General features: G+C 71.8%; 14 protein-coding genes and 1 pseudogene. 14 read left to right on the top strand and 1 reads right to left on the bottom strand.

The window, feature by feature from the left end:
- Nucleotides 1–63: 63 nt before the first annotated feature.
- Nucleotides 64–1,248 carry a sensor domain-containing protein gene (locus tag ABZY33_RS11575; RefSeq protein WP_356491317.1) on the bottom strand — a complete coding sequence of 395 codons (1,185 nt, stop codon included), beginning with the start codon at nt 1,246–1,248 and terminating at the stop codon, nt 64–66.
- A gap of 235 nt (nt 1,249–1,483) precedes the next feature.
- On the opposite strand from ABZY33_RS11575, the gene ABZY33_RS11570 reads away from it, so the two are divergent.
- The 14 genes and pseudogenes from ABZY33_RS11570 (at nt 1,484) to ABZY33_RS11505 (ending at nt 14,055) form a co-directional block, all read left to right on the top strand.
- Entirely contained in the window at nt 1,484–1,882 is a 399-nt protein-coding gene (locus tag ABZY33_RS11570; protein WP_356491366.1) for an NADH-quinone oxidoreductase subunit A, read from the top strand.
- Nucleotides 1,873–2,490 carry an NADH-quinone oxidoreductase subunit B family protein gene (locus ABZY33_RS11565; RefSeq protein ID WP_356491316.1) on the top strand — a complete coding sequence of 206 codons (618 nt, stop codon included), beginning with the start codon at nt 1,873–1,875 and terminating at the stop codon, nt 2,488–2,490. The genes ABZY33_RS11570 and ABZY33_RS11565 overlap by 10 nt, the downstream gene beginning before the upstream one ends.
- A complete protein-coding gene (locus ABZY33_RS11560) occupies nt 2,487–3,605 on the top strand; it encodes an NADH-quinone oxidoreductase subunit C (RefSeq protein ID WP_356491315.1) in 1,119 nt (372 codons plus the stop codon). Before ABZY33_RS11565 ends, ABZY33_RS11560 begins: the two co-directional genes overlap by 4 nt.
- Nucleotides 3,602–4,570: a complex I subunit 1 family protein gene (locus ABZY33_RS11555; RefSeq protein ID WP_356491314.1), complete on the top strand. Its 969-nt coding sequence runs from the start codon at nt 3,602–3,604 to the stop codon at nt 4,568–4,570. Before ABZY33_RS11560 ends, ABZY33_RS11555 begins: the two co-directional genes overlap by 4 nt.
- A pseudogene (locus ABZY33_RS11550) lies at nt 4,570–5,088 on the top strand (NADH-quinone oxidoreductase subunit I); the annotation flags it as partial. The gene ABZY33_RS11555 and the pseudogene ABZY33_RS11550, both read left to right, overlap by 1 nt.
- A 383-nt stretch (nt 5,089–5,471) precedes the next feature.
- Nucleotides 5,472–6,122 carry an NADH-quinone oxidoreductase subunit J gene (locus ABZY33_RS11545; RefSeq protein WP_356491313.1) on the top strand — a complete coding sequence of 217 codons (651 nt, stop codon included), beginning with the start codon at nt 5,472–5,474 and terminating at the stop codon, nt 6,120–6,122.
- The gene (gene nuoK, locus ABZY33_RS11540) at nt 6,122–6,535 is read left to right on the top strand and encodes an NADH-quinone oxidoreductase subunit NuoK (protein ID WP_356491312.1); all 414 of its coding nucleotides are present in this window, start codon (nt 6,122–6,124) and stop codon (nt 6,533–6,535) included. The genes ABZY33_RS11545 and nuoK overlap by 1 nt, the downstream gene beginning before the upstream one ends.
- Entirely contained in the window at nt 6,532–8,550 is a 2,019-nt protein-coding gene (locus tag ABZY33_RS11535) for an NADH-quinone oxidoreductase subunit L (RefSeq protein ID WP_356491311.1), read from the top strand. Before nuoK ends, ABZY33_RS11535 begins: the two co-directional genes overlap by 4 nt.
- A 6-nt stretch (nt 8,551–8,556) precedes the next feature.
- Nucleotides 8,557–10,131, top strand: a complete 1,575-nt coding sequence (locus ABZY33_RS11530; RefSeq protein WP_356491310.1) for an NADH-quinone oxidoreductase subunit M — start codon at nt 8,557–8,559, stop codon at nt 10,129–10,131.
- The gene (locus tag ABZY33_RS11525) at nt 10,128–11,663 is read left to right on the top strand and encodes an NADH-quinone oxidoreductase subunit N (protein ID WP_356491309.1); all 1,536 of its coding nucleotides are present in this window, start codon (nt 10,128–10,130) and stop codon (nt 11,661–11,663) included. Before ABZY33_RS11530 ends, ABZY33_RS11525 begins: the two co-directional genes overlap by 4 nt.
- Nucleotides 11,664–11,755: 92 nt before the next feature.
- Entirely contained in the window at nt 11,756–12,214 is a 459-nt protein-coding gene (locus ABZY33_RS11520; protein ID WP_356491308.1) for an MscL family protein, read from the top strand.
- Between the two features lie 191 nt (nt 12,215–12,405).
- Nucleotides 12,406–13,269 (top strand): zinc metalloprotease HtpX, encoded by an 864-nt coding sequence (gene htpX / locus ABZY33_RS11515; protein WP_356491307.1) that lies wholly within the window; start codon nt 12,406–12,408, stop codon nt 13,267–13,269.
- Complete coding sequence (locus ABZY33_RS11510; protein ID WP_356491306.1) at nt 13,266–13,658, top strand: YccF domain-containing protein; 393 nt, start codon at nt 13,266–13,268, stop codon at nt 13,656–13,658. Before htpX ends, ABZY33_RS11510 begins: the two co-directional genes overlap by 4 nt.
- Nucleotides 13,659–13,782: 124 nt before the next feature.
- Nucleotides 13,783–14,055, top strand: a complete 273-nt coding sequence (locus ABZY33_RS11505; RefSeq protein ID WP_356491305.1) for a GlsB/YeaQ/YmgE family stress response membrane protein — start codon at nt 13,783–13,785, stop codon at nt 14,053–14,055.
- Nucleotides 14,056–14,097: the final 42 nt, after the last annotated feature.

Here is a 14,097-nt window from a genome sequence, read left to right as displayed (position 1 = left end):
GGCCATGCGGTGGGTCGGCGTCTTGGACCGGGGGTTTTCCCTACCTTCGGGGCCGCGCCGTACCTATGGGCGGGACCGGTCGCGCCAGGGCAGTTCGGCCGTGACCGTCGTTCCGGCGCCGGCCGGCGAGTCCACGACGAAGAGCCCGTCGACCGCGCCGAGCCGCTCCGCGAGCCCGGACATGCCCGTGCCCTTGTCGAGGCTGGCGCCGCCCTGCCCGTCGTCCTGGACCTGGATCAGCAGCCGCTCCCCCGACCGCCACACGTCGACGGAGGCCATCGTGGCGCGGCTGTGCTTGCTGACGTTCTGGAGCAGCTCGGAGACGGTGAAGTAGGCGATGCCCTCGATGGCGGCGGCGGGCCGCTCCGGCAGCTCGGCCGTCACCTTCACCGGGACCGTGCACCGCGAGGCCACCGAGGAGAGCGCCGCGTCCAGGCCCCGGTCGGTGAGGACCGCGGGATGGATGCCGCGCGCCAGGTCCCGCAGCTCCTGGAGGGCGAGTTTCACCTCGCCGTGCGCCTCGTCGACCATCTCGGCCGCCGCGTCCGGGTCCTCCAGGAGCTTCTCCTTGGCCAGGCCGAGCCCCATGGCCAGATTGACCAGGCGGGCCTGTGCGCCGTCGTGCAGATCGCGCTCGATGCGGCGCAGATCGGCCGCGGCCGTGTCCACGACGACCCCGCGGTCCGACTCCAGCTCCTCGATCCGCCGCTCCAGCTCGTCCGAGGGCGACAGCAGCCCGCGCACCATGGCCCGGTCGGCGTTGGTGAGGCCGCGCGCCACGAACGGCAGCACCGGCCAGAGCACGAAGAGGCCGGTGAGCGTCACCGCGAAGGTCAGCACGCCCCAGGGCAGCCGGATCACCTCGTAGAGCACGGCGCGCCAGCCCACCGAGTCCTTCAGGCCGTTCCACAACCACCCGAAGAAGCCGTCTCCGCGCCGCCGCGGCAGCGGACTCGGCTCGTCGACGTGTACCCCGAGCAGCTTGCGGGCCCGCGCCCGCTCCGCCCGGCCGAGCATCCGCGCCCCCGAGAGCCCCGCCGCGATCAGCGGCAGCCCGATCACCGTGACGGTCAGACCGGCGCCGACCGCCAGCAGCGTCACCGCGTACACGAAGCCGAGCACGGCGAGCGGGAAACTGCTCAGGAGATACGCGATCTCCTTCCAGGTGTGCCGGGAGTAGGCGAGACGCGGCGGGGGCGGCGCGGGCCGGTCGCCCGGGGGGCCGAGGGAGTCGAGTGGGTCGGTCATAGCCGAAAGGGTGCCCTGCGCCGGGGCCGCCGCGCCATGAGGCGGACCGCCGGGGAAGAACTGGGGATAACCCCACCCCCGGCCGCCACGGGGACCACGCGCCGCACCGGCTGCTTACCCTCCCTTTAACAGGCCCTAGACTCCCGTGCGTACATCGTCGAACACGAACACGCGAGGGGCGACAGACGTGCCGACAGACGTGCCACCAGACGTGCCGACAGGCGTGACGACGGCCATGGCGGACCCGGCCGGGACCGTCAGCGCGGCGGCGTACTTCCACGCGTACTCGGTGGTCGGGCTGCTCGCCGTCGTCGGCGTGCTCTTCGTCGCGGTGGCCTTCGGCGCCGGCCGCCTGCTGCGCCCGGTCGTGCCGACCCCCGAGAAACTCCTCACCTACGAGTGCGGGGTCGACCCCGTCGGTGACGGCTGGGCCCACACCCAGGTCCGCTACTACGTCTACGCCTTCCTCTACGTGATCTTCGCCGTCGATTCCGTCTTCCTCTTCCCCTGGGCGACCGTCTTCGCCGCGCCCGGATACGGTGCGGCGACGCTCGTGGAGATGTTCCTCTTCCTCGGCTTCCTCGCCGTGGGCCTGCTGTACGCATACAAGAAGGGCGTCCTCACATGGACGTGAGCCGCGAGACCCCCGAGCCCGCGCCCGTTCTCCTGCCGGAGCCGAAGCGGCTCGGCGTGCTCTCCCGCCTGGCCCCCGAGCCGATGAAGGTGGTCCTCAACTGGGGCCGCCGCTACAGCCTGTGGGTCTTCAACTTCGGGCTCGCCTGCTGCGCCATCGAGTTCATCGCCGCGTCCATGGCCCGGCACGACTTCATCCGGCTCGGCGTCATCCCGTTCGCCCCGGGCCCGCGCCAGGCCGACCTGATGGTCGTCTCCGGCACGGTCACCGACAAGATGGCCCCGGCCGTCAAACGCCTGTACGAGCAGATGCCGGAGCCGAAGTACGTCATCTCCTTCGGCGCCTGCTCCAACTGCGGCGGCCCGTACTGGGACTCGTACGCGGTGACCAAGGGCGTCGACCAGATCATCCCCGTCGACGTGTACGTGCCCGGCTGCCCGCCCCGCCCGGAGGCGCTGCTCCAGGGCATCCTCAAGCTCCAGGAGAAGATCGCCCGCGAATCGCTCGGCGAGCGGTACGCCTCCGCCGACGCGGCCGCCGGACGCCCCTCCGCGGCGGCGCTGAGCAGCGGTCTCGTGCGGCCGCCCGCCGCGGGCGGTGACCGATGAGCTGGCTGCCGGACCCCGTCGAGGAACTGTTCGGCGCGGACGCCACCGTCGAGGAGGCGTACGACCTGCTGACGGTCGACGTCCCGCCCGGCACGTGGACCGAGGCGCTGCGGACGGCCCGTACGACGCTGGGGTGCACCTACTTCGACTGGCTGAGCGCCGTCGACGAACCGGAGCTCGGCTTCCGCGTCTGCGCGCACGTCGCCGCCGTCGCCCCCGGTTCCGTACGCCGTCTGCTGCTGCGCACCACCGTGCCGCACTCCGCGCCGGTGCTCGCGTCGGCCGTCGAGGAGTACGCGGGCGCGGCCTGGCACGAGCGCGAGACGCACGAGATGTTCGGCATCGGCTTCGACGGCCATCCGCACCTGGTTCCGCTGCTGCTGCCGGACAGCTTCGAGGGACATCCGCTGCGCAAGGACTTCGTCCTCGCGGCGCGCGTCGCGAAGGCCTGGCCCGGCGCGAAGGAGCCGGGGGAGTCCGAGCACGGCGGCCCCAAGCGCCGCCAGATGCTGCCGCCCGGCGTCCCCGACCCGAACGACTGGGGCCCCATGAAGGGGCAGATGCCGCCGGCCCCGGCGCGTCCGGCGCGGGGGGCGCGGCCTGCGCGTTCGGCGGGGGGCGGTGCTGGTGCGGGTCCGGGTGCGGGTGCGGGTGGCGCCGGGGCGGGTGGTGGTCCGGGCGAGCGTCCGGCTCGGCGGTCGCGGTCGGCGAGCGAGGGCTCGGCGAGCCAGGCGGCTCCGGCCGCCCCGGACGCCGCGGCTGCTCCCACCCCGGTCGGACCGGACACCCCGGCCCGCCCGGCACGGCCCGCCCGGCGCGCGCGCAGCGTGTCCGAGGGCTCGGCGAGCCAGCGCCCGACGCCGACGCCGGGTGCGGGCCCGGCCGCGCCGCGCTCCGCTGACGCTCCCTGGCACCACGCGAAGCCGGCGTTCGACGAGGACCCGAAACCTGGGCCGGAGCCGGCCGGTGAGAGCGGTACGCGTGACGGCGGTGGTACGCGTGACGGTGGCGGTACTGGTGACGCCAGCGGTACGCGTGACGGCGGTGGTACTGGTGACGCCAGCGGCACCCGTGACGACCACGACAACGACAAGACCGACGGAGGCTCGCAGTGAACGACGCTCTCGACGTCGCCCTGCGCCTCGTCGTCGTCTTCGTCGCCTTCCTGGTGCTGCCCCTGGTCGTGGGCCAGACCGAGCACAAGGTCATGGCCCACATGCAGGGCCGCCTCGGCCCCATGTACGCGGGCGGCTTCCACGGCTGGGCCCAACTCGTCGCCGACGGCGTCAAGTTCGCGCAGAAGGAGGACGTGGTACCGGCCGACGCCGACCGCCGCGTCTTCCAACTCGCCCCCGCCGTCGCCCTGCTGCCGTACCTCCTCGTCCTCCTGGCGATCCCGGTGGGCCCCGGCGACGGCGCGGTCGGCCAGGCCATCGACGCGGGCATCTTCTTCGTGCTCGCGGTGATGGGCGTCGGCGTGCTCGGCTCGCTGATGGCAGGCTGGGCCAGCGCCAACAAGTTCTCCCTGCTCGGCGGCCTGCGCACCGCGGCCCAGCTCCTCGCCTATGAACTGCCCATGCTGCTCGCGGCGGCCTCCGTCGCGATGGCCGCGGGCACGGTCTCGCTGCCCGGCATCCTCGACGCCTTCCACTGGTGGTGGCTGCCGTGGCAGATCGTGGGCGCCCTGGTCTTCTTCGTGGCGGGCCTCGCCGAACTGCAACGCCCGCCCTTCGACATGCCGGTCGCGGACTCCGAGATCATCTTCGGCGCGTACACGGAGTACACCGGGCTGCGTTTCGCGCTCTTCCTCCTCGCCGAGTACGCGGGCATCGTCGTCCTGTGCGGTCTGACCACGGTCCTCTTCCTCGGCGGCTGGCACGGCCCGTGGGGCGCCGACGGTCTGGGCTGGGTCTGGACCCTGCTCAAGACGGCGGTCCTGGCGTTCGTCGTCATCTGGCTGCGCGTCTCCTACCCGCGGCTGCGCGAGGACCAGCTCCAGAAACTCGCCTGGACCACCCTCATCCCCCTCGCCCTCGCGCAGATCGCGCTCACCGGAATCGTGAAGGTGGCGATCGTCTAGTGCCTCCGCTCCCCGGGGCCGGCCTGGCCAAGGGCCTCGCCGTCACCCTCCGCACGATGACCAGGAAGACCGTCACCGAGCAGTACCCCGACGCCCAGCCCGAACTCCCGCCCCGCACCCGCGGCGTGATCGGCCTGTTCGAGGAGAACTGCACGGTCTGCATGCTGTGCGCCCGCGAATGCCCCGACTGGTGCATCTACATCGACTCCCACAAGGAGACGGTCCCGCCCGCCGTCGAGGGCGGCCGCGAACGCAGCCGCAACGTCCTCGACCGCTTCGCCATCGACTTCTCCCTCTGCATGTACTGCGGCATCTGCATCGAGGTGTGCCCCTTCGACGCGCTGTTCTGGTCGCCGGAGTTCGAGTACGCCGAGACGGACATCCGCGACCTCACCCACGAACGCGACAAGCTCCGCGAGTGGATGTGGACGGTCCCGTCCCCGCCCGCGCTCGACCCGGCGGCCGAGGAACCGAAGGAGTTGGCGGCGGCCCGCAAAGCAGCGGACAAGCTGGCCGCGACCCGGCCACCCTCGGCGACCCCGGATGCGCAGGCGCCCCCGGCGGGACGGTCGACTCCGGATGCGCAGGCGGGCCCGGGCGCGCGGGTGACCCCGGCGGGGCGGTCAACCTCGGCGGCCCAGTCCACCCCGGATGCGCAGGTGCCCCCGGCGGGACGGTCGACTCCGGAAGCGCAGGCGACCCCGGGTGCGCAGGCGGGCCCGGATGCGCGGGTGACCCCGGCGGGGCGGTCAACCTCGGCGGCCCAGTCCACCCCGGATGCGCAGGCAACCCCGGGCACCCCAGACGCACAGGCACCCCCGCCCGAACCGCCGAACCCGCCCGCCAAGCCCGCCACACCTGACCCCGCCCCCGACGACGACCCCGGAGAGGAGACGCCCGCATGACCCCCGCCGCATCGGCGGCCTCGGCCGCCGTCACCACGGCCGCCGGCAGCCACGGGTTCCTCTCCCCGACGGGCGTCGAGATCGCCTTCGTCCTCGTCGGCCTGGTCACCTTCGGCGCCGCACTCGTCACCGTCACCACGAAGCAGCTGGTGCACGCCGCCCTGTGGCTGGTCGTCGCCCTCGGTGGCCTCGCCGTCGAGTACCTCCTGCTCACCGCCGAGTTCATCGCGTGGGTGCAGGTCCTCATCTACGTCGGTTCCGTTGTCGTCCTCCTCCTGTTCGGGCTGATGCTGACCCGCGCACCCATCGGCCGGTCCCCGGACGCGGACAGCCCCAACCGCTGGGCCGCCCTGACCGTGGCCCTCGCCGCCGCGGCCGCCCTGGTCTGGGTCGTCGTCGACGCCTTCCGCACGACCTGGATCGACCTGGACGTGGCCGCCGGGGGCAACACGGCCGTGACCGGCTCCATCCTGTTCCGGCACTGGGTGCTGCCCTTCGAGGCCCTCTCGGTCCTCCTCCTGGCGGCCCTGGTCGGCGCGATCGTCCTGTCCCGCAAGAAGAACGCGGCCGAGCCCGGGCCCGGCGCGGCAGCACACACCGCCACCGCCACCGCCTCCGCTCCCGCCCGCCGGGAGGGCAACCGCTGATGCACCTCGCCTACCCCGCCGTCCTGGCCGCCCTCCTCTTCTGCACGGGCCTGTACGGAGTCCTGGCCCGCCGCAACGCGATCCTCGTCCTGATGTCCGTCGAGCTGATGCTCAACGCCGTCAACCTCAACCTCGTCGCCTTCGACGTCTGGCTGCGCGACGCCCTCCACTCCGGCCAGGCCCTGACCCTGTTCACCATCGCCATCGCCGCCGCCGAGATCGGCATCGGCCTGGCGATCGTCCTGGCCGTCCACCGCAACCGCGGGACCGCCGACATCGACAAGCTCCGCGACTCCGCCGAGCCCCGCGACCCGGACGACGACCCGCACGACGACCCGGACAACCCGCACGCCCCCTCCGCCACCCCGGCGGCAGCCGACGTCGCGGACAAGAAGGCCGAGGCCACCGCGTGACCACCACGACCCTCGCCGTCCTCGTCCCCCTCCTGCCGTTCCTCGGCGCGGCCGCGGGCCTCCTGCTCGGCCGCACCGCCCCCGGCTTCGTCCGCCCGCTGGCCGTGCTGCCGACGCTGGCCGCCCTGGCCCTCGCCGTCGTCGTCGCCGCCCAGCAGGGCGGCGGCACCGGCAACGGCACCACGGCCCTCGACGCGCACACCGAACTCACCCCGACCGGCTCCGTGCCGATCGAACTCGCCCTGCACATCGACGGCTTCGCCGCCCTCGTCGCCCTCCTCGTCGGCCTGGTCGCGACCTGCGTCCAGCTCTACTCGACCGGCTACCTCCGCGACGACCCGCGCTACCCCTCCTACGCCGCTCTCGTCTCGCTCTTCACCTCCGCGATGTTCCTCGTCGTCTACTCGGGCGACCTGATGGTGCTGCTGGTCGGCTGGGAGGTCATGGGCATCTGCTCGTACTTCCTCGTCGGCCACTACTGGGAGACCCCCGAGGCCCGGTCCGCCTCCCTCAAAGCGTTCCTCGTCACGAAGCTGGGCGACGTCCCCTTCCTGATCGGCCTGTTCGCGCTCGCCACCGACGCGGGCTCCTTCCGCATCACGACGATCCTGGGCAAGGTCACCAGCGAGGGCGGCCTCGACCACCCGACCCTGATCGCCCTGCTGCTCCTCGCCGGCGTGGCGGGCAAGTCCGCGCAGTTCCCACTGCACACCTGGCTGCCCGACGCGATGGCGGGCCCCACGCCCGTCTCCGCACTGATCCACGCCGCGACGATGGTCGCCGCCGGCGTCTACTTCGTCGCCCGCCTCCTCCCGGTCTTCGCCGCCTCGCGGGCAGCCCTGATCGTGCTGGCCGTCATGGCCGCCGTGACCATGGCCGGCTCGGCCCTCGCCGCCCTCGCCCAGGACGACATCAAACGCGTCCTCGCGTACTCGACGGTCGGCCAGCTCGGCTACATGACCGGCGCCCTCGCCGTCGGCGACCGCGACGCCGCCGTCTTCCACCTCCTCACGCACGGCGCCTTCAAGGCCGTGCTGTTCCTCGGGGCGGGCGTGGTCATCCACGCCGCCGGCACCAACTCCCTGGCCGCGATGGCCCGCACGGGCCACCTCCGCGACCGCGTCCCCGACGCCTTCTGGACGATGACCGTGGCGCTGCTCGCGCTCGCCGCGATCCCGCCCTTCAGCGGCTTCTTCTCCAAGGAGGCCGTCCTCGGCGCCGCCGAGCACACCGCCACCGGCCACGAGCACGGCGTCCCGGCCGCCGCCGGCTGGATCGTGCTCGTCGCGGGTCTGGTCACGGCCCTGCTCACCGCCGCCTACGCGACCCGCCTGTGGCTCCTCGCCTTCCACGGCCGGGGCACGCCGGCCCCCGACCACAGCCGTCAGCCGGCCGTGCTCAGCGTCGTCCTGTGGGTCCTCGCGGTCCCCTCTCTCGCCTTCGGTCTGGCCACCGGCGTCCTGCCCGACTGGTTCGACGGCCGCTCGCTCACCCCGACCCTGACCACCTCCGTCCTCGGCACCGGCTTCGCCCTCGTCGGCGTCCTGGTCACGTACGGGGCCTGGCGCCACACCACGGCGACGGCCGCCCGCCGGTACCCGATCGGCGCGGTCGCCGTCGACACCGGGGCCGGCGACGGCGGTCTGGTCGAGTCCGAGGCCATCGCCACGCACACGGCCGCCTACGGGGACATCGCGGGCGCCACCGACCCGGCCGACCCGGGTCGGCTGCTGCTCGGCCCGCTGCACCGGCACGCCGCCGCCGGCTTCCACCTCGACGCCGGCTACACGATGCTCTTCGTCCGCCCGGTCCAGGCCGCCGCCGCGCTGGTCCGCTTCCTCGACCACGCGGTCGTCGACACGTACGTGCGCGCGGCCGCCGAAACCCCCAGGGCGCTGGGCCGGGCCGTGCGCCGCGCCCAGACCGGCAACGTGCAGACCTACCTCAGCGCACTGCTCGCAGGCACCCTCGTCCTGGTGGTCGCCGTCGTCCTCGTCGCCACCGCCGGAGCGTGAGCAGCCGTGATCGATATCAGCGAATCCGTGATGCAGTTCCTTCTCGCATTGATCGTCGCCGGGCCGCTCATCGGCACCGTCGCCGCTCTCCTGCCCGCCCCGCCCGGACTGAAGGGGGACTCCCCGGACCGGGCCGTGCTCCGCCACGGTGTGACCGTGACCGGCGCGATCCTCATCGCCGCGCTCGTCCTCGCGCTCGGCTTCGACCACGACCACCCGTCGAAGATGCAGGCCACGACGGACATCAGCTGGATCCCCGCGCTCGACGTGCGGATCCACCTCGGCATCGACGGCATCTCCCTCCCCCTTCTGGTGCTCACCGCGCTGCTGACCTTCCTCTGCGCGCTGTACTCCCTCTTCAAGCCGCCGAGCGGGCCGTCCCCGAAGGCTTTCGTCGCCCTTGTCCTGGTGCTGGAATCGGGCACGCTGGCCAGCTTCGCCGTGCTCGACCTGCTCCTGTTCTTCCTCGCGTTCGAGATGGTCCTCATCCCGATGTACTTCCTCATCGCACGCTGGGGCGGCGCCGAACGCACCGCGGCCGCCTGGAAGTTCATCCTCTTCACGCTGCTCGGCTCGGTCGTGATGCTCCTCGGCCTCCTCCTTATCGGTGTTAAGTCGGGCACGTTCGACATGATGGCACTCGCCACTGACAACGGCTCGGGACTGACCACATCGGTGCAGGTCATCGCAGTTCTGGCGATCGGGATCGGGCTCGCCGTCAAGACCCCGATGTGGCCGTTGCACCGCTGGCTGCCCGACGCGCACACCGCCGCCCCGACCGTCGGCTCCGTCCTCCTCGCCGGCGTCCTGCTCAAGATGGGTACGTACGGGTTCGTCCGGATCCTGCTCCCCATCGCCCCCGACGGAATGCGGATCTTCGCGCCGTACCTCGCCGCGCTCGCCGTCATCGGGATCATCTACGGCTCCCTGGCCTGCCTGAACCTCGCCAAGCCGGGCGCGAAGGGCGATCTCAAGCGGCTCATCGCCTACTCCTCCGTCGGTCACATGGGCTTCGTCCTGCTCGGCATCGCGACGATGAGCCCGACCGGCGTGAACGGCGCCCTCTTCGCCAACATCGCCCACGGCCTCATCACCGGCCTCCTCTTCTTCCTCGTCGGCGCGCTCAAGGACCGGACCGGCACCAGCGACCTCGACACCCTGTCCGAGCAGGGCGGCATGGCCCTCTACGGCAAGGCACCCCGCCTCGGCGGCCTGCTCGCCTTCGCCGCCGTCGCCTCGCTCGGACTGCCCGGACTCGCCGGGTTCTGGGGCGAGATGCTCGCGCTGTTCGGCGCGTTCCGGCCCGCCGGCGGCCTCAGCCGCCCGGCCTTCCTCGTGTTCATGGCGATCGCCGCACTCGGCACCCTGCTCACCGCCGCGTACATGCTCATCGTGGTCCGCCGCGTCTGCATGGGCCCGCGCGACCGCGAAGCGCCGGACCTCGCCGACGTGCGCGGATACGAACTCGCCGCCTGGACCCCGCTCGTCGCCCTCACCGTCCTCGCGGGTCTGTGGCCCGCCGCCCTGCTCGGCCTCACCGACCCGGCCGTGCAGAAGCTCCTCGCAGGAGGCCTCCAGTGATCGCCGTCGCCGCGCCCTCCGTGGCGTCCCTCGTCCAGTCCGTCGACTGGGTCGCGATCGCCCCGCCGACGATCGCCGCGGTCGTCGCGCTCGCCGTCCTGGTCGCCGACCTCTTCCTGGACGAACGGCGCAAGCCCCTCCTGGGCTGGGTCTCCGTGGCGGGCCTTGCCGCGGCGGGACTGTCCCTGCTCCCGCTGATCGGCGACGCGCGCTCCACGTTCTGCCTGGATGCCGCCCAGAAGACGTGCAGCTACACCGCCGACCGCTTCACCCTCGTCATCCAGTTCCTCGTCCTCGCGGGCGCCCTGCTCACGGCCCTGCTGTCGATCAGCACCCTGAAGGACGCGAAGCGCGCGGACAAGCCGCTCCCCGAAGGGGAGTTCTGGTTCCTGCTGTTGTCCTCCGCCGTGGGCGCCGCCCTGCTGCCCGCCTCCCGCGACCTCGCGACCCTGGTCGTCGCCCTGGAGGTCGCCTCACTGCCGGCCTTCGCCCTGGTAGGCCTCAAGGGCGACGACCGGCGCTCTTCCGACGCGGCCCTGAAGTTCTTCCTGTCGTCGGTCACCGCGACCGCCGTCACCCTCCTCGGGGTGAGCTTCGTCTACGCGACCACGGGCACCCTGCACCTCACGAAGGTGGCCACCGGACTCACCCACGTGGACGGCCAGTTCCACACCCTCGCGCAGGCCGGTGTCGCCCTCACCCTCGTGGGCTTCGCCTTCAAGACGGCGGCCGTACCGTTCCACTTCTGGGTACCGGACACCTACGTAGGCGCGCCGCTGCCGATCGCCGCCTACTTGTCAGTCATCGGCAAGGCGGTGGGCTTCACCGGCCTCATCCTCGTCACCGTCATCGCCTTCCCGTCCTACGCCGACGTGTGGGGCCCGGCGCTCGCCGCCCTGGCCGCCCTGACGATGACCGTCGGCAACGTCGCCGCCCTGCGCCAGCAGGCCACGCGCGCGTACAGCGCCGTACGCCTCCTCGCCTGGTCCTCCGTCGGCCAGGCCGGCTACCTCCTGGTCCCGATCGCCTCGGCTGCCTATACGGACGACCCCCAGAAGTCGATCGGCTCCACGCTCGCCTACGCCCTCATGTACGCGGCCGTGAACCTCGGCGCCTTCGCCGTGGCCGCCCTGGTCGCCCGCACGAGGCCGCTGAACCGCCTCAGCGACTACCGCGGGCTGTACGCCGCCCGGCCGCTCGCCGCGCTCGTCCTGGGCTTCTTCCTGCTCTGCCTGGCGGGTCTGCCGCCGGGCATCATCGGTCTCTTCGCGAAGGTCACGGTCTTCTCGGCCGCCGTCGAAGCGGGCCTGGGCTGGCTGGCCGTCGTCATGGCCGTGAACGTCGTCATCGCGCTCTTCTACTACCTCCAGTGGACCGCGGCCCTCTTCCGCGCTCCCGAGGGCGAGCCGGCCGCGTACCGCACCTCCTTGCCGCTCACAGCCGCCATCGCGGTCACGGCCGCCGTGGGTGTGGCCCTGTCCGGAGCTCCACAATTGATCCTTCACTTTGTGGACAGTGGACTGTTCTCGTGACGCGGCAGATTCCTAAAGCACCAATTTGGTACGTTCCTGGGTCGCAGCAAACAAGCAATCTCCCCACGATCACCCTTCCCAGGAGCAGTAGCGTGCTGAGCGGTTTCAAGGACTTCATCCTTCGCGGCAACATCGTGTCGATGGCGGTGGGCCTCGCCGTCGGATCGGCGTTCACGGCACTGGTGACGGCCTTCACCGCCGCGTTCATCACCCCGCTCCTGGGCTGGGCCACCGGCTCGATCGGTAACTACTCGGACGCCTACTTCACTCTCGAAGGCGTCCGCTTCCCCTACGGGAAGCTCATCAACGCGGGCGTCGCGTTCCTGATCACCGCCGCAGTGCTCTACTTCCTGATCGTCGTGCCCATGATGAAGATCACGGCGCGCACCGACCGCAACAAGCCGATCGACATCAAGGCCGCCCTGCGCGACTGCCCCCGCTGCTTCAGCCAGATCCCCGGCATCGCCACCCGCTGCCCGCACTGCACCAGCGAGATCGAGCCCGACGAGAAGGCCATGGAGGTCGCGGGCATCATGCCGCAGCAGCGCTGACCCGTACGGCCTACACCAGCGCCCCCGCCCGGGCGCGCACCAGGGAACTCGTCCCCCTCGTCTGGCGTTGACCAGTACGGGAGGGTCCACTGGACGTAGACACCAGCAGCCACCCGCACCGATCCGCGGGCCCAGTGGGAAGCAGCAAGCAAGCAGTGGGTTCCCCTGCCGCACCATCAGGAGGGCGTACCGTGCACCGCCGGCACAACGGGTTGAAGACAGCCGTACTCCTCGGGGGCCTGTCGGCCCTCATCCTCGTCATCGGCAGCTTCTTCGGCCGCACCGGGCTCGTCATCGGACTCGTCATCGCGATCGGGACGAACGCGTACGCGTACTGGAACAGCGACAAGCTGGCCCTGCGCGCGATGCGGGCCCGCCCGGTCAGCGAGTTCGAGGCACCCGCGCTCTACCGCATGGTCCGCGAGCTCTCCACCCAGGCCCGCCAGCCCATGCCCCGGCTGTACATCTCCCCGACAGAGGCACCGAACGCGTTCGCGACGGGCCGCAACCCGCGCAATGCGGCGGTGTGCTGCACCGAGGGGATCCTGCGCCTCCTGGACGAGCGGGAGCTGCGCGGCGTCATCGGGCACGAGCTGAGCCACGTCTACAACCGCGACATCCTGATCTCGTCGGTCGCAGGCGCCCTCGCCTCCGTGATCATGTTCCTGGTCAACTTCGCGTGGCTGATCCCGGTCGGCCGGTCGAACGACGACGAGGGCCCCGGAATCTTCGGGATGCTCCTGGTCATGATCCTGGGCCCGCTCGCCGCCTCCCTGATCCAGCTCGCCATCAGCCGCTCCCGGGAGTACGAGGCGGACGCCTCCGGGGCCCAGCTGACCGGCGACCCGCTGGCCCTGGCCGGCGCGCTGCGCAAGCTCGACGCCGGCACGAAGCAGCTGCCGCTGCCCCCGGAGCCGCGCATCGAGACGGCGAGCCACATGATGATCGCCAACCCCTTCCGGCCCGGCCAGGGCATGTCGAAGATGTTCTCCACGCACCCGCCGATGGCGGAGCGGATCGCCCGGCTCGAGCAGATGGCAGGTGGCCCCCGATGAAGACGATCCTGAATGTCATCTGGCTCGTCCTGAGCGGCTTCTGGCTGTTCTGCGGGTACGTACTGGCGGGCCTGCTGCTGTGCGTCACGATCATCGGCATCCCGTTCGGCGTGGCCGCCTTCAGGATCGGCGTCTACGCCCTGTGGCCCTTCGGATACACGACGGTCGAGCGCAGGGACGCGGGCGCCCCGTCCTGTGTGGGCAACGTGCTGTGGCTGGTCCTCGCCGGCTGGTGGCTGGCGCTCGCGCACATCGTCACCGGCATCGCCCTGTGCGTCACGATCATCGGCATTCCGTTCGGCATCGCCAACTTCAAGCTCATCCCGGTGTCGCTGATGCCTCTGGGCCGCGACATCGTCTCCACGGACCGGCCCTTCGCGGCGCGCTGAGCGCCCGCGCCACCGGGGCCCGCACGGACGACGCAACCGTTCCCGGCCTGTTTCTCGTCCTTCTGGGCAGCAGCGCGACACAGCACAGCGCGCGACTCGGCACACCAGAAGGGCAGTACACGGCATGGGCATCATCAGCTGGATCATCCTGGGACTGCTGGCCGGTGCCATCGCCAAGATCCTGCTCCCGGGCCGCGACCCGGGCGGCCTGATCGGCACCACGCTCATCGGCGTCGCGGGCGCCTTCATCGGCGGCTGGATATCGTCCCGCTGGCTCGACCGCCCGATCAGCAAGGACTTCTACGACGGCGCGACCTGGGTCTCCGCGATCGGCGGCGCACTCGTGCTCCTGATCGCGTACCGCATCTTCTTCGGCCACTCCCGCAGCCGCCGCTGAGCACGGTCGGCAGCAGGACGAAGGGGCGGCACCCGACCGGGT

The organism is Streptomyces sp. NPDC006552, assembly GCF_040611655.1.
Taxonomy (GTDB): domain Bacteria; phylum Actinomycetota; class Actinomycetes; order Streptomycetales; family Streptomycetaceae; genus Streptomyces.
This window is presented reverse-complemented; position numbering and strand designations above follow the sequence as displayed.